Genomic DNA, 23195 nt, shown 5'->3' on the forward strand with positions numbered 1-23195 from the left:
GCTTCATGAATTGAGCTGGCCTCCGGATAGGAAATTGAGGCTGCGGGAGTGGATTGTATCTGCTCCATTAGCGCGTCTCCGGATGGCTGAAAATAGGTGTTCGCTTGATAAAAAGACGCAGGGCCTGCCAGTAGATACCGAGCAGCACCTTCAGGGTCATCCAGGGCCAGCGAGCGAGCAGCGCCATCAGTCCCTTGCGGGACAGGGGCTCGCGGCTCAGCGCCAGGGTCGCGTCAAACAACTTGGCCTCGCCGGACTGGGGATGACTCTCTATGTGGATCAATGTCTCCTGCTCCGGTGGGCGAATGCGCCAGTGGTAGCGCATGGCCAGCCCCATAAACGGGGAGACGTGAAAATCCTTGTCGTGGGGCGCCAGCGCCGCCAGATCCAGCAGGTAATAGTGACGCTCGTTCCAGGGGGTGTTCGACACCTCGGCCAGCAGGTAACGCGCCTCACCCTGCCGGTAGCAGAAGTAGAAGTTGACCGGGCTGAAGTAAAAGCCCATGCAGCGTACATTGCCGAGCAGCAGCACTCGCCCGTCCGGCTCGGCTGTGCCCCCCAGCTCTGCCACCTTGTGCCACACCGCCTGCTTGAGGCTCCCCTCGCTGCCTTTGAGATAGTCTTTGCGATGAAAGGAGAGCAACCCAGCCCGCTCCACGCCGAACCAGCGCCCCTGGCTGAGGCTCGGCAGCTCGTCAAGATCCAGCCCCAGCATGAAGAGGCTGTAGGAGAAGGCGTGGGCCCTGGGTGCAAAGCGGCGATGGCGCACCGAGCCCTGCCAGATGGCGCTGACTGTCTGAGCCATGGTGACAGCACTCATAGCTCGGCTCCGAAGCGTCTGGCGACGTCCAGTGCGCTGCGCACCCCGTCTTCATGAAAACCGTTGTACCAGTAGGCACCGCAAAAGTGGGTGTGATGCTGACCACAGATCTCCAGGCGCGCCTGCTGCGCCTGGATGGATGCCTGATTGAACACAGGGTGGTGATAAACGAAGCGGCGCAGCACCTTGCTCTCGTCCACCTTTCCTTTGGGATTGAGGCTGACGCAGAAGGGCTGCGGTGAATTCACCCCCTGCAATATGTTCATGTTGTAGCTCACCAGCGGCCGCGCCTCGTCGTCCCCGTCCAGCTGATAGTTCCAGCTGGCCCAGGCCTTGCGGCGAGTGGGCAAACAGCTGACATCGGTATGGAGCCAGACATCGTTGGCCTGATAGGCCATGTCGCCCAGAATCGCCTGCTCCCGCTCGCTGACATCCTGCAACAGGGCCAGCGCCTGATCGCTGTGGCAGGCGAGGATCACCTCGTCAAACTGCTCCTCGCCATAGCTGCTTTGGATCAGCACCCCCTCGGCCAGGCGCCGGATCCCCTGCACCGGGCAAGCGAGGCGGATCTGCTGTTGCCAACCTGCGGTCAGCGGGCCTATGTACTCCCGCGAGCCGCCGGGGATCACGTACCACTGAGGGCGATTGGCCACATCGAGCAGGCCATGGTTGGCAAAAAAACGCAGGAAAAAGCCAAGGGGAAAGGCGCGCATGTCCGCCAAGGTGGATGACCAGATGGCCGCCCCCATGGGCAGAATGTAGTGGCGGGCGAAGTAGTCACTGAAATCCCCCACCAGCAAGAAATCCCCGAGTGTCAGCTCAGGACTATCTTGCTGCCGTTGACTGTCGGCCAGCCAGGCGCGCGCTTCCCGGTTGAAACGCAGGATCTCGGCGACGAAGCGGTAAAAACCCGGGCTCAGCAAATTGCTGCGCTGGGCAAACAGGGTATCCAGGTTGTGGCCGTTGTACTCGAGCCCCTCCGGGCTTTTCACCGAAAAGCTCATCTCGGCGTCCTGGCGCGCCACGCCGATCCGCTCCAGCAATTTGAGGAAATTGGGATAGGTGCGATCGTTGAATACGATAAAGCCGGTGTCGATGGCATAGCTGCGACCACCCTGGTTCACATCGACGGTAGCCGTGTGGCCGCCCAGAGTGGGCGCGGCCTCAAACAGGGTAACGTCGTGCAACCTGTGCAAGAGAAAACCGGCGGTGAGGCCCGAGATACCCGAGCCGACGATGGCAATCTTTTTCTTCATGAATGGCGTCCTTTCGAAACAAGCGAGCTGCCAAGGCGCAGCCACAACCACACCGGCAGCGCCCCCAGCGCGCGCAGCAGCCAGATAAAGCGGCTGGGGAAGTGGATCTGATGCCGACCCGCAGCAAGCCCGGTCATGATGAGCCGGGAGGCTTGCTCCACCGGCACCAGACAAGGCATGGGAAAATCATTCTTGGCGGTAAGCGGCGTCTGTACAAAACCGGGGCGGATCAGGGTCACGGCGATTCTCCTGGCCTTGAGATCGAGTCGCAGGGTAGCGGCCAGATAGTCGAGTGCCGCCTTGGAGGCGCCATAGGCTTCGGCCCTTGGCAGCGGCAACCAGCTAACCGACGAGCTGACGATGGCGAGCCGCGCGCCCTCGCCAAGCAGCGGCAAAAAGGCGGCAAGCGCATGGCCGGTAGCGATGAGGTTGGTCTCGATCACCCTGGCGAACAGTTCGCCGTCAAAGCCATCCGCCACATCCATGTACTCGCAGTTGCCCGCATTGAGGATCAGCAGATCGAGGGGTGGCAAGCTGGCCGCCACCTCTGCCATGGCAGCCGCATCCCGTGCATCGAACTGCAAGGGGGTGATGCCGTCACGGGCCAACTGCGCCAGCCGCTCGCCATCGCGACCACAACCCCATACTTGCCAGCCCGCCTGCCGGTAATCCATCGCCAACTGGCGACCCAGCCCGGAGCTGGCACCCGTGATCAGTACACGTCCGCTCATGATCCCAACCTCCCCTTGATGGTGCGCACCAGGGCGCCCAGCAGCGGCAACTGCTCATAGAGCATGGCGCCGAGATCGAAGTAGTCGCGATGCAGACACACCTTGTCTGCGTCGTCGAACTCAAGCCGGGTGGCCCCCTCAACCCTCACCGGCTGACCCGAGGCCAGTCTTGGGTGAGAGAAGGTCATGACCCAGCTGATCCAGGCCTCACGACCCTGTTGCTGCTGGCTGGTTATCTCGAAGCGGCAATAAGCGAGGCGCTGGTACATGGCAGCAAAGTAGTCGGTGAGCGCGGCCAGCCCGTCGATGCGGTGCGCCGGATCGATGAAGATCACCTGCTCGGCATAAACCTCTGGCAAGCGGTGCAGTTGCTGCTTGTCCAGTTGCTGGTAAAGGGCAATAAAGCGGGCCAGCGGCTCCTTCATCCTATTTCTCCAGATTTCGAAACATCTCGATGGCTTTCACCCGTGCAAGGGCGTGATCCACCATGGGTGCCGGATACCCCCTTCCTCCTTTGAGTCTCAACCAGTCATGGGGCTGATGCACGTAGGCGGCGGGAATATCGGCCAGTTCAGTTACCCAGGTACGGATAAAGTCTCCTTGTGGATCAAATCGTTGCCCCTGAGTGGTGGGATTGAACACCCGAAAGTAGGGGGCCGCATCGGCGCCCGTGCCTGCGGCCCATTGCCAGCCACCGTTGTTGGCCGCCAGATCGCCGTCAATCAGCTGGCTCATGAAGTAATCTTCCCCGAGGCGCCAGTGGATATGCAGATCCTTGGTGAGGAAACTCGCCACTATCATCCGCAGCCGGTTGTGCATCCAACCGGTGGCATGGAGGCAGCGCATGGCCGCATCGACGATGGGATAACCGGTACGTCCCTCGCACCAGGCGGCAAAGGCCACGGGATCCCAGCTCCAGGGCAAGGTCGCTGTCTCGGGTTTGAAGGGCAGGTTCATGGAGAGGGTTGGCACCAGCACCAGCAGATGACGATAAAATTCGCGCCAGACAAGTTCGTTGAGCCAGACGAAACCGGGTTGCGCCTTGGATTGAGGCCGGTGGCCAAGCCGTTGTTGCAGCACCCCGACGCACTGGCGCGGACTTATGATGCCAGCGGCCAGATAAGGCGAGAGGATGGAGGTGCCTGCCTGCGCCGGAAAGTCCCGGGTCTCCTCATAGTCAAGCACCGCCGGTTCCAGAAAAGCGTGCAGACGGCGCTGAGCTTCCGCCTCTCCCACTGGCCAGCGGGGATCCGGCGTTACTTCGCCGAGCGCCCCATAGCTCCATTCCCTCTCGGTCAACGGTTGCCACGGCAGCGGCTCGGCGCGCGGAGCGGGAGCGCGATGAATGACGAAGCCATCCTCCTCCAGCGCCTTGAGCCAGGCGCGGCTGAAGGGGGTAAAGACCTTGAACATCTCCCCCGACCCGGTCAGCACCCGTCCCGGTGGCAGCACGCAGCAGCCGTTGAACCAGTGGCAGCTCACCTCCTGTTCGGCCAGCATGGCGCTGACGGCCAGGTCGCGGCGCTGCTCGTCGATCTCGATGGCCTGATTGGCATACAGCTGGCTGACACCCAGCTCGCGGCTGAGGCTCGCCAACGCCGTTGGCATCTCGGCAAAGGTCTCCACTCGCAGCAGATGGAGCGGGATGCCGAGCGCCGCCAGCGCCTTGCCCAGCTCATCCACCTGCGCCAACAGGAACTGCTGACGGATGGGGGCCATCTTGTGCTGCTGCCACTGGGTCGGAGAGATGACAAACAGGGCTGCCACCTCTCCCGCCTCGGCGCAAGCGTGTCGCAAAGCCGGATTGTCGGCGAGGCGCAAGTCATTGCGAAACCAGACCAGCTTCATGATGCCTTCCTCCCGCGAGTGCGCTTACCCTGGACTGGCGTCTCTGCCGACTGTGCAGCCAGCCAGTCGGCAAGGGTGGGCTGCCACCCCTGGGTCGCCAGCCACTGGGCGTCATAGAGACTGCCCAGCTCACCAAACAGACAAGTACCATCGGGCCAGCTGGCGGTCAGCTCCTGCTTGCCAAGTCCGGCACCCAGCAACACCAGCCAGGGCGTCGTAGCACGTCCTTCGAGCAAGGTGGCCAGCCTGGGCTCGACGGCCCCCAGCAGTTGCACCTCATAACCCTGGCTTACCAGCTCATAGGCGCTCCAGACCAAGTCGAGGGGACCAAGCTGCCCCCAGCTTGCGAGGGTAACCGGGCGTCCCTTCTCTTGTTCGATGAGGTGGCGAGCGAAGCGGGTATGGAGCCAGCCCAGCCAGACCTGTTGCAGCAGCTCGCCATCGGGCCGCTCACGCCACAGGCCGAGCAGTTGATCCACCAAGGGTTGCAGCACCCGGTTGCGCACCAGCTCGAACGGGTAGCTCGCCAGCAGTTCGTTAAGCTGCGCCTCCACCTTGCGCTGATTAAAACCAAGCACAGCCTGGCTGATCTGCTCCAGGGTCTGCTGCCAGTGATCGCTGACCAGCTGGGTCTGAGGCTCACTCAACAGTCCCTTGACCTGACCTATGCTCACCCCCCGCTCCAGCCAGCTCAGGATCTCGCCAATCTGGCGAATATCCTGCTCGCTGTAGAGGCGGTGCCCCTTCTCGGTACGGGCCGGTTGCACCAGGCCGTAACGGCGCTGCCAGGCGCGCAGGGTGACGGGGTTGACACCGGTCAGGCGGGAAACGTCGCGGATAGGATAGATCCCCTCATCTGGCTGGGTGACATCATCTTGTTTGGGTTGGTCAGACATAACGACTTCCATCAATCTATGGGGCGCCCCGGCCCAAGGGGCCGGGGTCGCAAAACAGGGATCAGAGCCCGTAGCGCAGCTTGAGCGTATCGGGATGAGGATTGAGATAAACCTGCCCGGACAGATAGGGATTGGGGTATTCGCGCAGGTAGTGGCGGATCAGGGTCAGCGGCACCAGCAGCGGGAAAATGCCGGTACGGTACTTGTCGATGGTCTCGGCCAGCTCCTGCTTCTGGGAAGGAGTCAATACCCGCTTGAAGTAGCCCTGCAGGTGCATCAGCACATTGGTGTGGCTGCGGCGATTGGCTCTCAGGGTCAGCGCTGTCATCAGCCCCTTGATATAACTGTCGGCCACCTCCTGCAAGTTGACCTTGCCGAGGTTGCCAAGCAGTTTGCCCAGCGCCCGATAGTGGGTAGTGGCGTGAGAGAGCACCAGATACTTGTAGCGGGAGTGGAACCGGATCAGCGCCGCGGCCGTCAGCCCCTGAGCGCAGAGTTGCTGCCAGTCGTGGTAGGCGAAGACCCGCAGCACGAAATTTTCCCGCAGTATGGGATCGCACAGCCGACCGTCTTCCTCCACCGGCAGCAGGGGATTGGCTTCCATCAACGCCTTGGCAAACAGGCCAATCCCTTCCTTGGCACTCCCCTCGTTGTTGGCGCCATAGATGCGCACCCGTTCCATGCCACAACTGGGTGACTTGGCGCAGAGGATATAGCCTGAGATGAAGTCGAGCTGGCGAGCCTTCTGCTCGCTGAAGGCGATCAGCTGTTCGGTGACATCGAAGCTGCCGTTGCTCGCCTCGGCGCGTATTTCGCCGTTGCGCTTGACCAGCCGGATGGCGGCGCGGGGCGATCCCAAACCAATGGCCATCTCGGGACAGACGGGGTGATAGTCAAAGTGAGCGCCAAGATCCCGTTCGCAGAAACTGGAGCGCTTGTGGCCCCCATCGAACCGCACTTCCTGTCCCAGCAAGCAGGCACTGATACCGACTTTAATCTTGTACATGTTGGCACTCCTTGTATAAGCCTTGATTCAGTTATAGCAGTTATAGCAGTTATACAAAATAATGGAAGCTGTATAACTATTGCGGACTGAATACGGCGCAAGGGCGACATCTGGATCACCAGAAACCAAAAAGCCCATGACTGACGTCATGGGCAAGCAATCAAGACACTACGGGAGGGAAGATCAGAAGCTGTACTTCACACCCAGGCTGGAGATGGAACCTTTTTGCAGATCCCAGTTGCGATAGGTGTAGTCGGCGGTAAGGGCCAGGTTCTGGCTCACCTTGTAGGCGGCGCCCACTTTGAAGTCCTGCATGTCGTCGGTCATGTTGGCGTAACGGTAGCCGGTGGAGAGCTCGACGGCGCCAATGTCATAGCGCAGGCCCACTTCACCATACATGCTGCCACTGTTCTTGCGGTTGATGTTGTCCCAGCCAGTGTTGTTCACGTTGGCAGCCTGCTGGCGCTCCATGGTGTAACCCATCAGACCCGCTTCACCGTACAGGTTCAGACCCGTGCTCAGCGGGGTGTAGACACCCAGACCCAGGCTGGAGATGCCCATGCTGTCATTGCCGTCGTTGCGGGAGGTGTATTCACTGCCCATGCGGCCATAGAAATTGGAACCGAAGCTCTTGGAGACGTCCAGGTTCAGACCACCGAAGTCGCGGTTGTTGCTGTCTTTGCCACCGATGTAGTCGGATTTGGTGTGGGCCCAGGTCAGGCCGCCCTTGGCGTAGCTGAAGGCATCCTGTGCCAGAGCGGAAGTAGAAGCGAAACCGGCCAGAACCAGAACAGAAAGTGCAACTTTTTTCATTTTGATGACTCCTCGTGTTGAGCTAGTTGAGACCTAGCTGGAATGGAGTCATTGTGCCGAGGGGCGTGCAGAATACCGAGCGGCAAGCTGTTGCCAAATCATGTCAGATGTAAGCAACTGTTGCTGGCGGTTACCGGGTTAACAATTGAACTGAAACAGGCTCCGTTATGGAGCCTGTTTGGCAAGGGCTTAGCGAAACTCCACTTCCTCAATCTCGACCCGCACCAGGGGTTTGCCGGTCAGGCCGGCCGGGCGCGGCATCTCGAGCACCAGGGAGGGACGCTGCTGCCCCTTGCGCAGATAGGATTCCGGCAGACGGTTCTCGCCGACCCAGAAACGGGCCTCCTGTCTGGCCAGCTGCGCACCCTGTTCGCTGAACAGGGTGACAGTGCCACGCACCCGCACCACGCTGCGGGTGCCGGTGTTGCTCACGGTAAATTGCAGCAACAAGGGATCCGTGCCCTCGACCTTGTCGAGCTTGACGCCGATGCTGTCCTTGACCGCCTGAGCCAGCAGATCCGGATTGGTCATCGCCTGCTCGGTCAGCACAGGCACGGCAACCGAGCCCGTGGCCCTCTCGCCGCTCGCCGTCGGCTTGATCAGCAGATATTCCCAGGTGAAGTCATCGTTGAGCTGCACCTGGCGGCCATCCGGCAGGGTCACCTGGGTCATGGGGGCGGCCTGAGCCAACAAGGGGGACAGGCAGAGGGCAACCAGCAGGCGGGACAAGGGTTTCATAGGATGATGGCTCGGCGTCGATGGAAAAGGGCGTCAGTATAAAGAGTCGGCTCCGGCTTGCCTATGACACGACTCACGTTCTTGTCCTCTGCCGTGGCGCTCGTCTCAGCGCAGAGACTCCTGTCGCTCCTCTTCCTGCACCATGTCCAGGGTCACCAGATCGAACTCTGTGCTCTTGAGGGCATTAAGGATATCCGGTTGCAGATCAAAGGCCTGAGCACGAAGCTTCGGTGGCACCCTCACCCGCGCCAGGGTGGTCGCCTGATCGGAGAGGGTATGAAAGAACACCTGCACCTCCTCCAGCCCCATGTCGGCCAGCATCTGCTCCGCCATGTCCACCATCCGCAGATGATGCTTGTCCACCAGCTCGGGATCGGAGAAACGGCGGCTCAAGCAGCCATAGGCACTCTTGCCCCAGCGCCCCAATTGTCGCTTGTTGAAACCATAGCGAAAATCCCTGTGGGTCATGCCCTGCTCGGCAAACAGCCAGAGGGTGTTGGCCGGCAGGCTGCCAAAACGACGCAGGTACTCCTGTTGCTCCTCGACCGGTGCGGGCAACAGCATGGGCAGATGGCTCCAGTCGGTTTCCTGCGCCATGAGGTGGCATATATAGCGCACAGGGTCGATGACCTCGTTGAGGTGACGCAGATGATCGCAGAAGATCATCTCGTCGGTCTTGATGACGATCTGCTCGATACCGTAGCGCTGGCAATAGCGCTTGGCCCGCGCTATCTCCTTGCGGTGGCGGGTCGGGCTGTCCAGAGTGATGGCCCGGATCCGGACGCCGCTGGCACGGCACAAATCCATGCTGTAGCAGGATTCCAGTCGGCCAGAAAAGGAGACCACCAGCTCGCCGTAACTGGCCAGGGTCTCGATAAGTGACTGTTCCCTGGTCTGAAATCCTCGATTCAGCACAACTATATTGGCAGCCATAACGACAGCACCGGATGATGAATTGGCGGCCATTGTGCCGGTGCAATCCTGAATACACCCTTAAAAAACAAGTTTAATCAGAATTTAATTATAATTTCATGACAATTATCTTCATTTTCATCTTGAATGGAGTCATAAATCCGCAGTTTCGCCTGATGCACTCTATGTGCTCGCAAGAAGCCTTCGGCCTGTTCGAGGGAGCCGAATGTCAGCCGTGCCCCCTCACTGTCGGTGAGACATTGCATCTCGCCATCCACATCGACGCAGAGCTGGTAACCGCTGCCATCCTTGCAGGCAATCAGCAAGCCGGCATCCGGATAGTGACTCAACCAATTGCGAAACCGGCCATGCTCCATGACTTCTCCTCGAGCATTCCTGACAGTCAGCTCAACCGGGCAGATAGCCCAGCGATAACAGCTGCTGACGACAGCTGTGCGCATCGGTAAACACCATGCCCCTGATCCCCAGCGCTTCGGCAGCGGCCACATTGGCGGGGCTGTCATCGATAAACAGACACTCGTCGGCCTTCAAATCAAACGACACCAGCAGGTAGCGGTAAATATCCGGCTCCGGCTTTATCATCCGCACCCGCGCCGACACCACCTTGCCGCTGAAGAAGCGCCAGAACGGCTGCTGCTCCAGCCAGTCGATGCTGGCATGACCCATATTGGAGAGCGCATAGAGAGTGTGGCCTGCACCATGCAGCTCGGCTATCAGGGTCAGCATAGCGGGATCCGGCAAGAGCGAAGCGGGCACAGCCTGCAAAATGGTGAGATTCTCTGCCGCTGACAAACCTGTACGCTCCTGCGCCTGACGGGCCATGGTATGCAGTGACAGCGTGCCCCTGTCCACTTCCAGCCAGTCCGGGTGGTTGAACAGCCGCTCCGCCAGCGCCTCAGCGCCGTCCGGTCCTCGCACCGAACTCACTATGGCCACAGGATCCCAACTCACCACCACCCGCCCCAGATCGAAAATAATCGCCATGTTCACTTCCTCCATATGCCTCTGCCGCTAGGCTGACAGTGCCAATCCAGCTCTTTAGCGCCCCGGCCAGAGCCAGCAAATACCCTGCTCCGTTCGCACCCCACGGGCAAGTTTTACTTGCATCCAGGGTCCAAATCCCTTAATGGTTATGACGATATTTTCAGGACAAGACCTATGCACGCACCATTCTTCTTTGCTTTCTCGTTTATCCGGCCCACATGAGGGAAGGCCCTGTCGTCGCGTGAACAGCAACCAAAGACGAATCGAGCCTCCCCTAGTGGAGGCTTTTTTTTGCAGCTACAACAATCGATTACTTGGATAGGGAACAATCATGGCTACGCTCGACGAGATCAGACAAGACATCACCCGGTTGGATCAGGAGCTGCTTGCCCTGCTGGCCAAGCGCAAGACTCTCAGTATCGAGGTCGCCCGTGCCAAGCAGGCCAATCCCCGTCCCATTCGCGATACCCAGCGCGAGCAGGACTTGCTGGTCGCCCTGATCCAGCAGGGCCGGCTGCTGGGGCTGGATGCCCAGTACATCACCCGCATCTACCACACCATCATCGAAGATTCGGTGCTCTCCCAGCAGGCTTATCTGCAGAGCCTGATCAACCCGGAGCAGCAGGAGCCCATGACCAGCGTCGCCTATCTGGGCCCGCACGGCTCTTACTCCAGCCTGGCGGCCCGCAAGTATCTGGCCCGCTACAAGGATCAGGTGATAGAGGTGAATTGCCAGAACTTCCGCGAGGTGCTGGATGCGGTGGAGTCAGGGCGCGCTGCCTTTGGCGTCTTGCCCATCGAGAACACCAGCTCGGGCTCCATCAACGAGGTGTACGATGTGATGCAGCACACCAGCCTCTCCATCGTCGGTGAGCTGACCTACCCCATAGAGCACTGCATCCTCACCGCAGTGCCGACCGAGCTGGGTCGCATCAAAACCTTCTATGCCCACCCTCAGGTGTTCCAGCAGTGCTCCCACTACCTGAGCAAGCTGGAAGGGGCGCGCCACGAGATCTGCGATTCTTCTTCCAGCGCCATGATGAAGGTGAAAGAGCTGGCCAGCCCCGATGCCGCCGCCATCGGCAGCGCAGCCGGCGGTGAGCTCTATGGCCTGAACGTGCTGGCCGAACAGCTCGCCAACCAGAAGGAGAACTACAGCCGCTTCATCGTAGTGGCGCGCAAGCCCATCGACGTAGCGCCGCAAATTCCGGCCAAGACCACCCTCATCATGTCCACCTCCCAGAAACCGGGTTCCCTGGTGGAAGCGCTGCTGGTGCTGCGCAACAACGAGATCAACATGACCAAGCTCGAATCCCGGCCGGTACAGGGCAACCCCTGGGAAGAGATGTTCTATCTGGATGTGTCCGCCAACCTGCAGACGCCGGCCATGCAAGCCGCATTGATCGAGCTGACCAAGCTCACCCGCTACATCAAGGTGCTCGGCTGCTACCCGAGCGAAGACGTCAAGCCGACCACAGTGCCGCCGGTCCTGATGGGCAACTGACCGTAACTGCAAACAAAAAAGGCGAACATTATGTTCGCCTTTTTTGTTTTTACCTCAGCTCGGCACGCCGTCAGAACTGACCCGCCATCAACTGGTTGATGTTATAGAGGGCACGGGTATCGAGCTCCATCTCGGTGGCATAGGTATTGCCACGGGGATAGGAGGCCACCACCCGGGCGCCGCGCACCATGCCGGCCACGGACACATCCAGCGAATTGGAGGTCTGAGTCAGGTCCTTGTAGCTGCTCTGCCCGCGCACCTGCTGGCCGTTAAGCTGCTCGGCCAGTTCGCGGTAGGCATCCATCTTGGAGGCCCGGATGGCTTGCAGCATCTTCTCTGACTGGGACGGGCCGGGCTGGATATCGATCACCGCATATCCGACCGCCTTGAGCACCGGAAAGTCATCGGGCTTGTTGTTGCCGCCGCCGTAGTTGACCACCCGATTGCCACTGCATGCGGTCAGCAGCAGGGCCAGCAGGCATCCAAACAGGATTTTCATTGTGATCACTCCTATATCAGGGCGTCAGGTTGACCAGATGGCCGCCGGGACGCGCCTGACTATCGCGCATCAGATAACCACGGTTGATGGAGGCCCGGCCGAACGAATTATTGGCGCCAAACAGGTATTTTTGCGGTATCAGGCTCTGGGCTGTGGTCTCCACCATCTTGGTCCGCAGATCTATGATGCGGGCATTGACCAGGATCCCCTTGCCATTGCGGCTGAAGGTGCCGGTCAGGATGCGGGAGATGGGCAGACGGGGGGAAAGGTCCTTGTAATTGCGGCTCATCACGAAGTCACCCTGAGGGGTTACCTTGATGCTGCCGGTCATCTTGAAGTCCACCACCACTTCCCCACGGCGGTTCAGCTCGTAAATAAAGCTCTCCTCAATCTGCTGCCCCATCCAGTTGGTGTCCTGCAGGGTATCGAGATCGACGAAGGAGGAGACAGCGATGGGCTCGGTCAGGGTCGTGAGCGACTTGCGCTCCATCAACTGATCGGTCATGCGGGCCACCAGCCAGTTGAGCTCCATGCCAGCAGCGGCCTGGCGAGGGTCACCCTGATCCCGATTGATGGGGTCGGAACTACAGCTGGTCAGGGCCAGCGCAAGGGCCAACGCCGTGATGAGTTTGTTCATGGATACCTTTCCTGTATCTGCACCTGATTCGTTATCGGTTCGACCGGCCAAAGCTTGAGTCAGGAATGAGGCATGAATCTTGCTTTTGATTTGCAGTGTGCTGTGCAACTGACACGGTTCTGTGGTCTGTATCGGCCGGCGCCGTCACTTCGACAGGAGTGAATGCGCCGACCCGCATATTCAAGGTGTTTGTCATGAAATTACCGCTGCTGTTAATCCTGCTGCTGGCCAGCCTGTCAGCCCGGGCCGAGCTTATCGAAGCCCAGGGCAGTGCCGCCATTTTGGGGGGCGACGAGGCCTATGCCCGTGAGCAGGCGACCCGCGACGCCCTGCGCCAGGCCCTGCTGGCGAGCGGCGCTGCCGTCTCCAGCATACAGCGCCTGGAAAACGGCAGCCTGCGATCCGAGCAGATCCAGATCCGCTCCGGTGGCGACATTCGCCAGTACCGGCTCAAACGGGAAGAGGTGCGCAACGGCCGCATGTACATCACGGTACAGGCCGATATCCAGGCCGAACGTCAGATCTGCCAGACCCAGCATTACGCCAAGGATTTGACACTGGTCAGGCTGCGGCTGCGCTATCCGGATCAGGCGAGCCATGGCGCCCTCGATGACATGCCTGCCAACCTGTCACGCCGCATGTTCGAGACCCTGGCCAACGCACCGCAAGGCGTGGCAGCCCGTCAGTGGCTGGACGAGAACCTGCGCATCGACCCGCTCCACCTGCAACAGGGGGATCGCAGCGCCCTGGAGGAGATCAAGGCCCTCAGCCTGCGCACCGACAGCCAGTATCTGGTGCTCGGCAGCATAGACGACCTCTCCCTCGAGCCTCAGGGCAACCAGCTGACCAGCTGGTATGAAGACCCTATCCGCAATTTTCGCATGCAGCTCTACCTGTTCGATGGCATCAACGGCAGCCTGATCAGCCGCAAGGAGTATCAGGGGCGTGCCAACTGGACCTTCGGCAAGCGGGATCAGGTCGGCAGCAGCAGCGGCCAGTTCTGGCAATCGAGTTATGGCCAGGAGGTGAATTATCAGTTGCAGGAAGCGGTGCAGGATCTGGTTGCCCAACTGAACTGTGCCCCGGTTACCGCCCGGGTGATAGGTCAGAACGAGCGGGGCCCCCACATCAATCTCGGCCGACGCAACGGCGTCAGGCTGGGGGATCAGTACCGCATCCAGCACAGCGCCGACTTCATCGATCCTTACGGCAAATCCCGCATGATGCGCAACCCGGCCGACGGCCTGTTCGAAGTGGTACAGGTGTTCGAGGATGGCGCCATCATCAGCAGCCAGAACAAATATTCACCGTTTAACATCCAGATCGGGGATCTGGCAGTATTGGAATAAGAATCAAGGGTTTAAAAGGGAGCGGCTTCTTGTATAATGCCCGCCACAAAGCTCCCGTAGCTCAGTAGGATAGAGCGGTCCCCTCCTAAGGGACAGGCCACTGGTTCGACTCCAGTCGGGAGCACCATATAAAACAAGGGGTTGGCATCGTCATGGTGCCAACCCCTTGTTGTATGAACTCTTCATCGTCAACCCAAAAGCGCAAACCTTTCACTCCCCTTCTTCGTCAACACACACCAGACATCTGACAGACACTCCCTAAATCCCGGCTCGTACAGGGCGCATTGCTCCTGATTCTTCTGTCACGTCTCTCTATACTTCAGCGATGTTCAGCGATATTGACCCAACCCGGAAACCTGTATTTTGACCGCTCGCTGTAAAGGAGGCCCACATGTTCAGGTTGCTGGTAGTGTTGCTCTGTCTGATAGCGCCTGTCCGGGCCATCACCCTGACCCCGCTGGTCGAGGGGCTTTCCCATCCCTGGGGTCTGGTGCTGTTGCCTGGCGGGGAGTTTCTGATCAGCGAACGGACAGGCCGTTTGCTGCGCATCGACCCGCAAGGGAAGCGCCATGCGGTGCAGGGACTGCCTCCCATCGCCAATGCCGGCCAGGGGGGATTGCTCGACCTGGCCCAGGACAAGGAGGGCTGGATCTATCTGAGCTACAGCGAACCGGGTCAGGGCGGTGCTGGCACGGCAGTGGCCCGTGCCAGATTGCAAGATGACCAACTGCACCAGTGGCAACTGCTGTTTCGCCAGCAGCCGAAAATGGGCGGGAGTGCCCACTTTGGTTCCAGGCTGCTGACGGGGGACGATGGCTACCTCTATATCACGCTGGGAGACCGCTATCGGGGGCGGGATCAGGCCCAGTCCCTCGATAATCACCTGGGCAAGACCATACGCCTGCATCTCGATGGCCGGGTGCCACAAGACAACCCCTTTGTGCAGCACGCCGGAGCCCTGCCCGAGATCTGGAGTCTGGGTCATCGCAACATGCAGGGGGCTGCCCTGCACCCCGTCACAGGCCAGTTCTGGGCCCACGAACACGGTCCCCAGGGCGGCGATGAGGTCAACCTGATCCAGCCCGGCCGCAACTATGGCTGGCCCAGCGTCAGTTTTGGCGAAGAGTATGGCGGCGGCAAAATTGGTTCGGGCACTGCGGCCCCCGGCATGGTGCCGCCGAAGTGGATCTGGGTCCCCTCCATCGCCCCCTCCGGCATGACGTTTTATCAAGGCACCCTATTCAAGGCGTGGCAGGGAGACCTGCTGGTCGGTGCCTTGCGGGGTCAGGCCCTGTTGCGCCTGAAGATGGAGGGAGACAAGATGAAATATGGGCTGCTGCTCTGCTGCGCCCTCTTGATGGGCTGCAACACCGTCAGTGGTGTCGGCAGGGATATCGAAAAAGCGGGGGAAGTGATCCAGCGCTCCGCCAGTAAATAGTCGACAACCAGACCAAAACAGGGATGGTCAGGAGGGAGGGTCAGTCTGCTAGACTGGCCCTCTTTTTATTCATCTTATTCATCTTGCAAAGGAGTGTTGGATGTCGGGTTCTTCGTGGTGGGACAAGTCCACCGGCCTTGCGCTGTTGACCATACTGCTGTGGGCCTCGCTGGCGGCGCTCACCTCCCGGGTCACCAGCGTGTCGCCACTGGTGCTGGTGGGCCTGGTGCTGTTTTTCTGTGGCGTCGGCGCCCTGCCGTTCTGGCGCCAGTGGCGGGCCCGTCCGGTCAGCTGGCTGGTGACCATCACAGCGCTGCTGCTCTATCACCTGCTGCTGTTCATGAGCTTTCGGCACGCCCCCGTGCTGGAGGCGAACCTCATCAACTACCTCTGGCCCCTCTTCATCATACTGTTCACCCCCTTGCTGCTGCCCGGTCACCCGCTGCACAGCCGTCACTTGCTGGCCGGCGCGCTCGGTCTGGCCGGATCCGTACTGGTGATGGTCAACGGCGAGTTGCAACTGCAGGTCGCCTATCTGCCTGGCTACCTGCTGGCACTGGGTGCCGCCATCATCTGGGGGGCCTATTCGGTGCTCTCCCGCCGTCTGCCACCTGCACCGGCCGTGGTGACGGCTGCGGCCTGCCTGCCCGCCGGACTACTGGCGTTGCTGCTCGCCTGGTGGCTGGAAGGGCCGCTGCCCATTGCGCAGATCCCCGCCGACGACTGGTGGCTCATCGTCGGGCTCGCCCTCGGCCCCATGGGTGCGGCCTTCGTTACCTGGTATCTGGCATTGCGGGACGGGGATCCGCGCCGCATCGGGGCGCTTGCCTACCTGACACCGCTGCTGAGTACACTGTTGCTGGTGCTGCTCAACGGAGAGGAGCTGACTTCCCGCCATCTGCTGGCCGGTGCCTTCATCATGGGTGGGGCCCTGCTTGGCATGCTGGGCAAGTCACCTGCGGCCCGCAAGCAGGAGGAGCCCGCATCATCATTGTCATGACTTCGCAGTCATGAACCGGATGTCATAAAAACGCCATCTTTCCTGCTTAAGCTCACGGCGACTTCCAGTCCCCTGGCTCAAGCAGGAATCCTGACGTGAAAATTGCCCACTATGCCTCCCTCTCCTCCCTGGTACTGCTGCTGGTCGCTGGCGTACAGGTCGGCGCCCTGTTTCATGGCTGGCAACAGCTGGATCAGGCCGAGCAAGCCCAGCATCAACATGAACGGCTGCAACAACGGCTGACCGATACCCTGCAAGGCACCTTGCGCGACTACCTGAGCAGCGGCGATCCCCTGCGCCTGGCCGAAGCCCAGACGGTGCGTCAGCTGGCGCTCGGCCAACTGGCACAGCAGGATGAACAGCTGACAGCCCCGCTGCGCGCCCTGCTCGAGAAGATGGGAGAGCGTATCGATGGCGATTATCTGGCGGCGGGCAAGCTCTCTGGCAACAGCCAGTGGCTGTTGCAAAATGCCGAGAACGAACTGACCACCCAGGCCAGGGCGCTGCTGCGCTACGGCCAGCAGGGAGCCATGGTTCCGGGTACGGATCAGGCCAGTGCCGAGGCTTACCGCAAAGGGGCGGCCGATCTGCTGGCTGCCCTGCCGGGGCTGGGCCACCTGCGCCAGAACTACATGGAGCAGGCCAGCCCCAAACTGCTGGAGGGGCTGCAATTCGAGCTCGCCGCCTTGCAAAAGCAGGCTGAGCAACTGGCCGCCCTGCCGCCGCTTAGCCTGTTTGAGGCCCCCCCCGCCGATGAATTCACCCTGGGCGAACCGGTGCGCAAAGAGCTCGGCGCCCAGCCGCGCAGCGAACTGCTCTCCCTGCTCAAGCGCTATCCGCAAGAGCTGGAAAACAGCCGCAAGGCGCTGCAACAACAACAGGCGGCTCACCAGGCAGTGCAACAGGACATCACTCGCATGCTGCAAGCAAGCGGGGAGATGGGGGCGCAGCTCACCGCCGGGCGGCAGGCCGTCAACCAGGAGCTGGCTCTCATCCTCGGCAGTCTGGCGCTCTGTCTGGTGCTGGTCGCCCTGCTGTTTGCACTGGTGCAGCGTCGCTGGCTGGTCAAACCGCTGCTGCGGCTGCGCGGTGCTTTTCTGCAACTTGACGAAACAGGCCAGGCCGAAACCCTGCCCCCGGGGCGCGAGCGCAACGAACTCAGCGACATAGTCGAGAGCTACAACCGGCTCATCGTTCGCCTGCAACTGGATCAGCAGCAGAAAGAGGGCCAACTGTCGGCGGTCTCATTGAGCCTGCAGGGCATGGTCAATCAGGTCGAAGAGATCCACCACAGCACCCGCACGACCGAGCAGGCGGTGGACGAGAGCGACTTGATGATGAGCGAGTTGAACCAGCTGGCCGGCGAGGTCCATCAGGTGGCCGCCGAGATAGCGCAGCATGCCCAGCACAACGAACACTCCATGAGCCAGAGCGAGCTGCTGGTAGGGGGCATGTTGCAGGCCACCGCCCAGACCGGTCTTGCCATCGATGAAAGCGACGTCGCCCTGACCCAGCTCAAGCGTTCGGTGGATGACGTCACCGCCATCGTCGACGTGATAGGCCACATCGCCCAGCAAACCAACCTGCTGGCGCTCAATGCGGCCATCGAAGCGGCCAGGGCCGGCGAGCAGGGGCGCGGTTTTGCGGTGGTGGCCGACGAGGTGCGCCACCTCTCCGCCGATACCCAGCGCTCCCTTGGCCAGATCACCGAGATCCTGGTGCGACTCACCCAATCCGGCGATCAACTCGGCACTGTGCTGGCGCGGATCACCACAGAAGCAGCCGCCCAGCGCCAGCAGGCGGAGCAGTTGCGCCAGACCACCCAGGCGGTGAGAGAGATGGCGCGCAGCACAGCCGTCATCGCCCTGCAAGGGGCGGACAACGCCAAGAGCCAGGAGCACAAGCTGGCCAGCTTCGCCGACCTGATCGCTCGCATCAGCCAGCACGCCCGCCAGGGCAGCCGGCTCTCGGTTCAGGTGTCTGAACACATCCATCATCAAGCCAGCCAGATCCCCCGCATTCTCGGCCATCAGGCCTGAATCAGCCGCTGGACTCCCCTCCCCAACGCCCTGCCCCCGCGTCCCGACGCGGGGGCATATCTTTTTTTGTGCCACAAAATTATCTGTTGCATGCAGGTTAACGAAAAAAGTTATGCCCCTTGTAAGAGATCCGCCCACACCGGCAGGTCATTTCACTTGAAAACGCTATCAGCTGCGATATGAGTGGGCTGGGAGTGTCCACACCAAGATCCATGATTATTTGCACTCGGTCATATTTTTGAAACTTGGTGGGAACTTTCCATTGATATTTCGCACCGCGAACGTACTCTTGGAATTGTCCGATAGCCAAGAATCGGAACATAAAAAATAAATGATGTGATGAACAGAACTGCACCACCGCAGATGTGCCAAGACGTCGCGGCCGCAGCCGACATAGAAAGAATTTTTTGCCCTACGGGGTCTTGATTGCAATGCCAATACCGAGCGGCGGGCCCTTGCCTGACTGCCGGACAAAAAGCTAAGTCCATAAAATCAGGAGCAATACAAAATGGAAAAAGTGATCTTCAAGCGTGCCGCATTGAGCGCAGCTGTTGTTGCCGCCTTGGTAGCCCCCGGTATGGCATTTGCTGCCCAGGATATGATGAGCCCGACCTATGGCAAGTCATATGAGGCTTTTGCTGATGATGCCAAGCTGAGCGGCGGAGTTTTCTACTTTCAGCGCGAACGTGATCGCAAACAAGCTCAGGATGCGCATTACAACGACAAAGGCGAATATGTGCCTGCTCAGGATGGCAAGTATCACTCCAACCTGAGCCATTCGACAGCTCAGCTTGCCCTGAATTTTAACTCTGGATACGCTTGGGATGTTGTCGGTATAGATATCGGTGGTTTTGGTGCCGCTAATTTGGCTGTTGACGAAAGTAATGGTGTTAACGAAGAAAATGAGTTCTCTTTCTGGGGTAACAGTTGGGGGGCTGGTGGTGACGGTTTGTCTGAAAATGGTGCCAGCCTCTCGACTGCCGCACTGAAACTTAAGTTTATGGATGGTGCAGTTACTGCAAAAGGTGGTTTTACTCAACTGAATGTACCAGGCATATTAGGCGTGAACTGGTCTTATCAGCCAGGTACCTACCGTGGTGGTCAAATCGAGGGAAACTTCGGTGGTCTCTACCTCACCTATGCTATTGCAGACGAATACAAGGCTCCTTGGTTTAGAAATACCAATGGTTTCTCCAAAAGCAACCCGTATGCATCAGACTCATATTCAGATGCTAACCAGATTGACTACATCCATGGCTTGGCAGCCCGTTATACCTTCGAAAACGGTACTGCTGTAACAGGCTCATATGGTCAGTCTGAAGGCTATATGGATAGCTATCATTTCAAACTTGCCCAGAAATTTGATGTGCTCGGTGGTCTTAATACCAGTTATCAATTTTATGGCTCTGACACCGATAACAATGACTATGACGGTTTAGCTTGGCAGCAAGCATTGACTGCTGGTTGGGCCATAGGGCCTTACGGCTTCCGTATTGAAGGTTTATGGACCAAAGCTGAAGGTGACCTCGGCAACTACCTGCCCCGCTTGACCCGTGGCTACGGCAACTCCCAGGGCGCAAACGAAATCTGGTGGGATTCCCGTTCTGACTGGAACCACAATAATGAAAAAGCATTATTTGCTGGTGTAAATCGTTCGCTGGATGATCTAGTAGGTGCACCAGGCTGGTCCGTCGGTGTCTCTGGTGCTTATGGTTGGGATGCAGAAAACGGTGATGGTACTCGTACTGATGGCACAGAGTGGGCGGCCAACTTCGACGTCATGTACACGGTGCAAGATGGCAAGCTGAAAGGCACCCTGTTCAAACTGCACTACACAGATTACAACAACGAACAAGACGATAAGGGGAGTTGGTATTATCCGAACATGTTCAGTTCCGAGCATGACGTCAAGTTCCACATCATAATGCCGTTCACCATACTGTAAGCAGGCGGTGCAACCTCAGCAAACCGGGCCCCTTGGCCCGGTTTTCTTTTTGGCCGCACTCAGGCTACCATGCCCACCTTGGCCACACTCAGGCCGCCACCATGGATGATTACCCCTTCGTGCTCATCACCGGCTGTTCCAGTGGCATAGGCCTCGCCGCCGCCAAGGCGCTCGGTGACCACGGCTTTACCGTGATCGCCTCCGCTCGCAAGGCCGACGATGTAGCACAGCTGCAACAGCAGGGTTTACTGGCTGTACAACTGGATCTGGCCGATACCGCCAGCATTGAGCAGGGTGCTGCCGAGGCACTGGAGCTGGCCGGAGGCCGTCTCTACGGCCTGTTCAACAACGGTGCCTATGGCCAGCCTGGCGCACTGGAAGACTTGCCCACAGAGGCGCTGCGGGCCCAGTTCGACACCAATCTGTTTGGCTGGCATCACCTGATCCGCCAGATACTGCCGACCATGCTGGCAGCCCGGGAGGGGCGCATAGTGCAGAACAGCTCGGTGCTGGGGCTGGTGGCCATGAAGTATCGCGGCGCCTACAACGCCAGCAAGTTTGCCCTTGAAGGCTATACCGACACCCTGCGCCTCGAACTTGAGGGAAGCGGCGTGCACATCAGCCTGATCGAACCCGGTCCCATCGATACCCGCTTTCGTGCCAATGCCCACGCCGCCTTCGTGCGCCATATCGATCCGGCCCAGAGTCGTCATCAGGGCGCCTATCGCCAGACCCTGACCCGGTTGGAAAAAGAGGGGGCCACCAGCGGCTTCACGCTGCCAAGCGATGCCTGCATTCCGCCACTGCTCCATGCACTGCAGAGCAAGCGCCCCAAGCATCGCTACCCTGTCACCTTCCCGACCCGGTTGTTTGCGATACTGCGCCGCCTGCTGCCAAGCAGCTGGCTTGACCGGATCCTCTCCAAGTCGGCCTGATCCTTGATTCACACAGGGTGAGTGGCACCGCCTGCTCGCCCTGCGGTTGATGATGTGACCCCCGTCTGCCCCTTGCCCGCCATCTGTCCCGCAGCCAGGATGAACGTCGATACTCCCCTCAATAGTGCTGACCGTTGCTGTAATAGTGACTTTTTACGATGGGCAGCACCTGTACCACCACATAAGTTTGCTCCCCCAGCACCGCCTTCAGGTGGCGGGTGATGAGCGCAGCAGCGGCATCTTGCATCGCCTGCGGCCGCTCGAACCAGACCAGCTCCACAAACGGGAAGCCAGCTTCGATCGCACCATTGCGCACCCAACTGCTGTCGACACACTCCAGGGTGACAAATTCAGGCTTGCCGCCAGTGAGGGCGCACAGCTCAGCCAACAAAGGGGTGCTGATCTGCTGGAGGGTATCGACTGAAACGGCCCTAAAACGAAGATGGGGCATGGGAAACCTCTTGGCTGTGACGAATGAGGACTTATCATAGAGAACTCAATCCGCTCACATAAGGTGCCTCATGAGATTTCATCGCACGCTGATTTCCTTCCTGCTCTGCCTGTTGCTGCCTTTGACCGCCTTTGCCGATCCCGCCTTCTATCGGGTGAACAAGGGCGACCAGCAGCACTGGCTGCTGGGCTCCATCCATGCGGGCAAACCCTCCCTCTATCCGCTGCCCGACCCCATAGAGCGTGCCTGGCAACAGAGCCATGCCCTGGTGATGGAAGCTGACCTGACCCACATAGGTGAGGAGCAGTGGCAGGATATGGGCACCATCACCCGTCTGACCGATGGCAAGACGCTCAAGGATCATGTCTCAGCCGATCTCTACCGACGCACCATCATAGCCGCCGGTCAGAACGGCCTGACCGAGACCATGCTCTCCCCGCTGCGCCCCTGGTTTGCCGCCATCACCCTGACCCAGGCCGCACTCGAGCGCACCGGTTTCAGCAGTGCACTCGGGGTGGATCAGCACTTTGCCAAACGTGCCACCGAGAGTGGCAAGCCCATAGTGGGCTTCGAGACCCTGCTCGAACAGCTCGGTTATCTTGCCAGCGTCGGCGACAACCAGACGCTGATGCTATCCACCACCCTGGATGAGCTGCCCCAGCTGGAAACCGGCTTTCGCGATGTGATGAAAGCCTGGCAGGACGGGGATCAGGCCGCCCTCGTCAGCCTGCTGAAAGCGGAGATGGCGCCGCCCAAGCTGCAAGCCTGGCTGGAGCAAACCCTGCTGGCGGAACGCAACCACAACTGGCTGAAAAAGTGGCCAACCCTGCCAAACGAGAGCTTTATCGTGGTAGGCGCCCTGCACCTTTACGGCGACCAGGGCCTGATCGCCCTGCTGGAGCAGCAAGGGTGGCGCGTCACGCCGCTAAGTAAACGACCAGGGTATGACGTGAAGGCCCTGCCAAACCGGGGGACTGTCCCAACACGCACTGGGCCGAATGGGAGGCGGCTCACAGATCAGGCTGCCGATTAAATAACCGCAAGGGGACTTGATCGAGATCATCCCATCAGGCCCAAAGAGGTATCTATCATGCCTGTCATCAATGGGATGACAGGAGTGTGTGAGATGGAATTCTGGATGAACCTGATGTTCGGCAACAGCGTGGGACTCATGTCCATGTTGGTGATTATCGGCACCTTCCTGCTGATCAGTTCCTATGCGGTCTATTTCATCTACAAGGTGATGAGCGCCAAGCCGCCGAAAGAAGAGCAGTAACGCCCTGCGTCAGGCGATCCCCCCGATCGCCTGCCCATGTCTCCTGGCTGGCATTGTCTATCGGCCAATAGTGCCTGCCTGTCGGCCAGCATCAGCC

The 23195-nt window shown here is 59.8% G+C and carries 24 protein-coding genes, 1 tRNA gene and 1 other annotated feature; of the genes, 10 read left to right on the plus strand and 15 right to left on the minus strand.

What is annotated here, in order from left to right; all coding sequences use genetic code 11:
- Positions 1-67: 67 nt before the first annotated feature.
- The 12 genes from AXW79_RS04100 to AXW79_RS04155 all read right to left on the minus strand — a co-directional run bounded on the left by AXW79_RS04100 (position 68) and on the right by AXW79_RS04155 (position 10025).
- Positions 68-820, minus strand: a complete 753-nt coding sequence (locus AXW79_RS04100; protein ID WP_005311927.1) for a DUF1365 domain-containing protein — start codon at positions 818-820, stop codon at positions 68-70.
- Positions 817-2076 (minus strand): NAD(P)/FAD-dependent oxidoreductase, encoded by a 1260-nt coding sequence (locus AXW79_RS04105; protein ID WP_005311925.1) that lies wholly within the window; start codon positions 2074-2076, stop codon positions 817-819. Before AXW79_RS04105 ends, AXW79_RS04100 begins: the two co-directional genes overlap by 4 nt.
- On the minus strand, positions 2073-2807 hold the full coding sequence (locus AXW79_RS04110) for an SDR family NAD(P)-dependent oxidoreductase (protein ID WP_005311923.1): 735 nt from the start codon (positions 2805-2807) through the stop codon (positions 2073-2075). The genes AXW79_RS04105 and AXW79_RS04110 overlap by 4 nt, the downstream gene beginning before the upstream one ends.
- A complete protein-coding gene (locus AXW79_RS04115) occupies positions 2804-3232 on the minus strand; it encodes a nuclear transport factor 2 family protein (protein ID WP_005311921.1) in 429 nt (142 codons plus the stop codon). The genes AXW79_RS04110 and AXW79_RS04115 overlap by 4 nt, the downstream gene beginning before the upstream one ends.
- 1 nt (position 3233) lies before the next feature.
- Positions 3234-4655 (minus strand): deoxyribodipyrimidine photo-lyase, encoded by a 1422-nt coding sequence (gene phrB, locus AXW79_RS04120; protein WP_005311919.1) that lies wholly within the window; start codon positions 4653-4655, stop codon positions 3234-3236.
- The gene (locus tag AXW79_RS04125; RefSeq protein WP_005311917.1) at positions 4652-5551 is read right to left on the minus strand and encodes a MerR family transcriptional regulator; all 900 of its coding nucleotides are present in this window, start codon (positions 5549-5551) and stop codon (positions 4652-4654) included. Before AXW79_RS04125 ends, phrB begins: the two co-directional genes overlap by 4 nt.
- A gap of 61 nt (positions 5552-5612) precedes the next feature.
- A complete protein-coding gene (locus AXW79_RS04130; RefSeq protein WP_005311915.1) occupies positions 5613-6557 on the minus strand; it encodes a YbgA family protein in 945 nt (314 codons plus the stop codon).
- 183 nt (positions 6558-6740) lie between these two features.
- Positions 6741-7370: an outer membrane beta-barrel protein gene (locus tag AXW79_RS04135; RefSeq protein ID WP_005311912.1), complete on the minus strand. Its 630-nt coding sequence runs from the start codon at positions 7368-7370 to the stop codon at positions 6741-6743.
- A gap of 189 nt (positions 7371-7559) precedes the next feature.
- Positions 7560-8108: a DUF3157 family protein gene (locus tag AXW79_RS04140; RefSeq protein WP_005311910.1), complete on the minus strand. Its 549-nt coding sequence runs from the start codon at positions 8106-8108 to the stop codon at positions 7560-7562.
- A gap of 105 nt (positions 8109-8213) precedes the next feature.
- Positions 8214-9074, minus strand: coding sequence for an adenine nucleotide alpha-hydrolase family protein (locus AXW79_RS04145; protein WP_011899015.1), 861 nt, complete (start codon positions 9072-9074; stop codon positions 8214-8216).
- A 44-nt stretch (positions 9075-9118) separates the two neighbouring features.
- Positions 9119-9397 carry a DUF6482 family protein gene (locus AXW79_RS04150; protein ID WP_005311907.1) on the minus strand — a complete coding sequence of 93 codons (279 nt, stop codon included), beginning with the start codon at positions 9395-9397 and terminating at the stop codon, positions 9119-9121.
- A 31-nt stretch (positions 9398-9428) separates the two neighbouring features.
- Positions 9429-10025 carry an HAD family hydrolase gene (locus AXW79_RS04155; protein WP_034282456.1) on the minus strand — a complete coding sequence of 199 codons (597 nt, stop codon included), beginning with the start codon at positions 10023-10025 and terminating at the stop codon, positions 9429-9431.
- 170 nt (positions 10026-10195) lie between these two features.
- Positions 10196-10318 (plus strand) — a sequence feature (Phe leader region).
- Between the two features lie 38 nt (positions 10319-10356).
- On the opposite strand from AXW79_RS04155, the gene pheA reads away from it, so the two are divergent.
- Complete coding sequence (pheA, locus tag AXW79_RS04160) at positions 10357-11529, plus strand: prephenate dehydratase (protein ID WP_005311903.1); 1173 nt, start codon at positions 10357-10359, stop codon at positions 11527-11529.
- Between the two features lie 70 nt (positions 11530-11599).
- On the opposite strand, the gene AXW79_RS04165 is transcribed toward pheA, so the two are convergent.
- The gene (locus AXW79_RS04165; RefSeq protein ID WP_005311901.1) at positions 11600-12028 is read right to left on the minus strand and encodes an LPP20 family lipoprotein; all 429 of its coding nucleotides are present in this window, start codon (positions 12026-12028) and stop codon (positions 11600-11602) included.
- Positions 12029-12044: 16 nt separating this feature from the next.
- Complete coding sequence (locus tag AXW79_RS04170) at positions 12045-12665, minus strand: FlgO family outer membrane protein (protein ID WP_005311899.1); 621 nt, start codon at positions 12663-12665, stop codon at positions 12045-12047.
- Between the two features lie 194 nt (positions 12666-12859).
- Here AXW79_RS04170 and AXW79_RS04175 point away from each other — a divergent pair, with 194 nt between their 5' ends.
- From AXW79_RS04175 to AXW79_RS04205, 7 genes are all read left to right on the plus strand, one after another.
- Positions 12860-14014 carry a flagellar assembly protein FlgT gene (locus AXW79_RS04175; protein ID WP_005311897.1) on the plus strand — a complete coding sequence of 385 codons (1155 nt, stop codon included), beginning with the start codon at positions 12860-12862 and terminating at the stop codon, positions 14012-14014.
- Positions 14015-14064: 50 nt separating this feature from the next.
- Positions 14065-14141 (plus strand) — tRNA-Arg (locus AXW79_RS04180).
- 264 nt (positions 14142-14405) lie between these two features.
- The gene (locus tag AXW79_RS04185; protein WP_005311896.1) at positions 14406-15452 is read left to right on the plus strand and encodes a PQQ-dependent sugar dehydrogenase; all 1047 of its coding nucleotides are present in this window, start codon (positions 14406-14408) and stop codon (positions 15450-15452) included.
- A gap of 100 nt (positions 15453-15552) precedes the next feature.
- Positions 15553-16452 carry a DMT family transporter gene (locus AXW79_RS04190; protein ID WP_005311894.1) on the plus strand — a complete coding sequence of 300 codons (900 nt, stop codon included), beginning with the start codon at positions 15553-15555 and terminating at the stop codon, positions 16450-16452.
- A gap of 95 nt (positions 16453-16547) precedes the next feature.
- On the plus strand, positions 16548-18491 hold the full coding sequence (locus tag AXW79_RS04195) for a methyl-accepting chemotaxis protein (protein ID WP_011899016.1): 1944 nt from the start codon (positions 16548-16550) through the stop codon (positions 18489-18491).
- A 508-nt stretch (positions 18492-18999) separates the two neighbouring features.
- Positions 19000-20436: an OprD family outer membrane porin gene (locus AXW79_RS04200; protein ID WP_011899017.1), complete on the plus strand. Its 1437-nt coding sequence runs from the start codon at positions 19000-19002 to the stop codon at positions 20434-20436.
- Positions 20437-20537: 101 nt separating this feature from the next.
- Positions 20538-21371, plus strand: coding sequence for an SDR family oxidoreductase (locus tag AXW79_RS04205; protein WP_011899018.1), 834 nt, complete (start codon positions 20538-20540; stop codon positions 21369-21371).
- Between the two features lie 118 nt (positions 21372-21489).
- Here AXW79_RS04205 and AXW79_RS04210 read toward each other — a convergent pair whose 3' ends face one another.
- Entirely contained in the window at positions 21490-21822 is a 333-nt protein-coding gene (locus AXW79_RS04210) for a DUF1904 family protein (protein WP_005311886.1), read from the minus strand.
- Positions 21823-21892: 70 nt separating this feature from the next.
- Between AXW79_RS04210 and AXW79_RS04215 the strand changes: the two genes are divergently transcribed.
- Complete coding sequence (locus tag AXW79_RS04215) at positions 21893-22855, plus strand: TraB/GumN family protein (RefSeq protein WP_005311881.1); 963 nt, start codon at positions 21893-21895, stop codon at positions 22853-22855.
- A 57-nt stretch (positions 22856-22912) separates the two neighbouring features.
- Entirely contained in the window at positions 22913-23098 is a 186-nt protein-coding gene (locus AXW79_RS21825; protein WP_085941496.1) for a DUF3149 domain-containing protein, read from the plus strand.
- Positions 23099-23195 lie beyond the last annotated feature (97 nt).

This window comes from Aeromonas salmonicida subsp. salmonicida, assembly GCF_001643305.1.
In the GTDB taxonomy this organism is placed as follows: Bacteria; Pseudomonadota; Gammaproteobacteria; order Enterobacterales; family Aeromonadaceae; genus Aeromonas; species Aeromonas salmonicida.

Bases quoted from the DNA above. Each gene is read 5' to 3' on its own strand.
- AXW79_RS04115 (WP_005311921.1), bottom strand. From the start codon at position 3,232: ATGAAGGAGCCGCTGGCCCGCTTTATTGCCCTTTACCAGCAACTGGAC.
- AXW79_RS04140 (WP_005311910.1), bottom strand. From the start codon at position 8,108: ATGAAACCCTTGTCCCGCCTGCTGGTTGCCCTCTGCCTGTCCCCCTTG.
- AXW79_RS04145 (WP_011899015.1), bottom strand. From the start codon at position 9,074: ATGGCCGCCAATTCATCATCCGGTGCTGTCGTTATGGCTGCCAATATA.
- AXW79_RS04170 (WP_005311899.1), bottom strand. From the start codon at position 12,665: ATGAACAAACTCATCACGGCGTTGGCCCTTGCGCTGGCCCTGACCAGC.
- AXW79_RS04210 (WP_005311886.1), bottom strand. From the start codon at position 21,822: ATGCCCCATCTTCGTTTTAGGGCCGTTTCAGTCGATACCCTCCAGCAG.
- AXW79_RS21825 (WP_085941496.1), top strand. From the start codon at position 22,913: ATGCCTGTCATCAATGGGATGACAGGAGTGTGTGAGATGGAATTCTGG.
- AXW79_RS04130 (WP_005311915.1), bottom strand. From the start codon at position 6,557: ATGTACAAGATTAAAGTCGGTATCAGTGCCTGCTTGCTGGGACAGGAA.
- AXW79_RS04105 (WP_005311925.1), bottom strand. From the start codon at position 2,076: ATGAAGAAAAAGATTGCCATCGTCGGCTCGGGTATCTCGGGCCTCACC.
- AXW79_RS04110 (WP_005311923.1), bottom strand. From the start codon at position 2,807: ATGAGCGGACGTGTACTGATCACGGGTGCCAGCTCCGGGCTGGGTCGC.
- AXW79_RS04155 (WP_034282456.1), bottom strand. From the start codon at position 10,025: ATGGCGATTATTTTCGATCTGGGGCGGGTGGTGGTGAGTTGGGATCCT.
- AXW79_RS04205 (WP_011899018.1), top strand. From the start codon at position 20,538: ATGGATGATTACCCCTTCGTGCTCATCACCGGCTGTTCCAGTGGCATA.
- AXW79_RS04100 (WP_005311927.1), bottom strand. From the start codon at position 820: ATGAGTGCTGTCACCATGGCTCAGACAGTCAGCGCCATCTGGCAGGGC.
- phrB (WP_005311919.1), bottom strand. From the start codon at position 4,655: ATGAAGCTGGTCTGGTTTCGCAATGACTTGCGCCTCGCCGACAATCCG.
- AXW79_RS04215 (WP_005311881.1), top strand. From the start codon at position 21,893: ATGAGATTTCATCGCACGCTGATTTCCTTCCTGCTCTGCCTGTTGCTG.
- pheA (WP_005311903.1), top strand. From the start codon at position 10,357: ATGGCTACGCTCGACGAGATCAGACAAGACATCACCCGGTTGGATCAG.
- AXW79_RS04135 (WP_005311912.1), bottom strand. From the start codon at position 7,370: ATGAAAAAAGTTGCACTTTCTGTTCTGGTTCTGGCCGGTTTCGCTTCT.
- AXW79_RS04175 (WP_005311897.1), top strand. From the start codon at position 12,860: ATGAAATTACCGCTGCTGTTAATCCTGCTGCTGGCCAGCCTGTCAGCC.
- AXW79_RS04190 (WP_005311894.1), top strand. From the start codon at position 15,553: ATGTCGGGTTCTTCGTGGTGGGACAAGTCCACCGGCCTTGCGCTGTTG.
- AXW79_RS04165 (WP_005311901.1), bottom strand. From the start codon at position 12,028: ATGAAAATCCTGTTTGGATGCCTGCTGGCCCTGCTGCTGACCGCATGC.
- AXW79_RS04200 (WP_011899017.1), top strand. From the start codon at position 19,000: ATGGAAAAAGTGATCTTCAAGCGTGCCGCATTGAGCGCAGCTGTTGTT.
- AXW79_RS04125 (WP_005311917.1), bottom strand. From the start codon at position 5,551: ATGTCTGACCAACCCAAACAAGATGATGTCACCCAGCCAGATGAGGGG.
- AXW79_RS04185 (WP_005311896.1), top strand. From the start codon at position 14,406: ATGTTCAGGTTGCTGGTAGTGTTGCTCTGTCTGATAGCGCCTGTCCGG.
- AXW79_RS04150 (WP_005311907.1), bottom strand. From the start codon at position 9,397: ATGGAGCATGGCCGGTTTCGCAATTGGTTGAGTCACTATCCGGATGCC.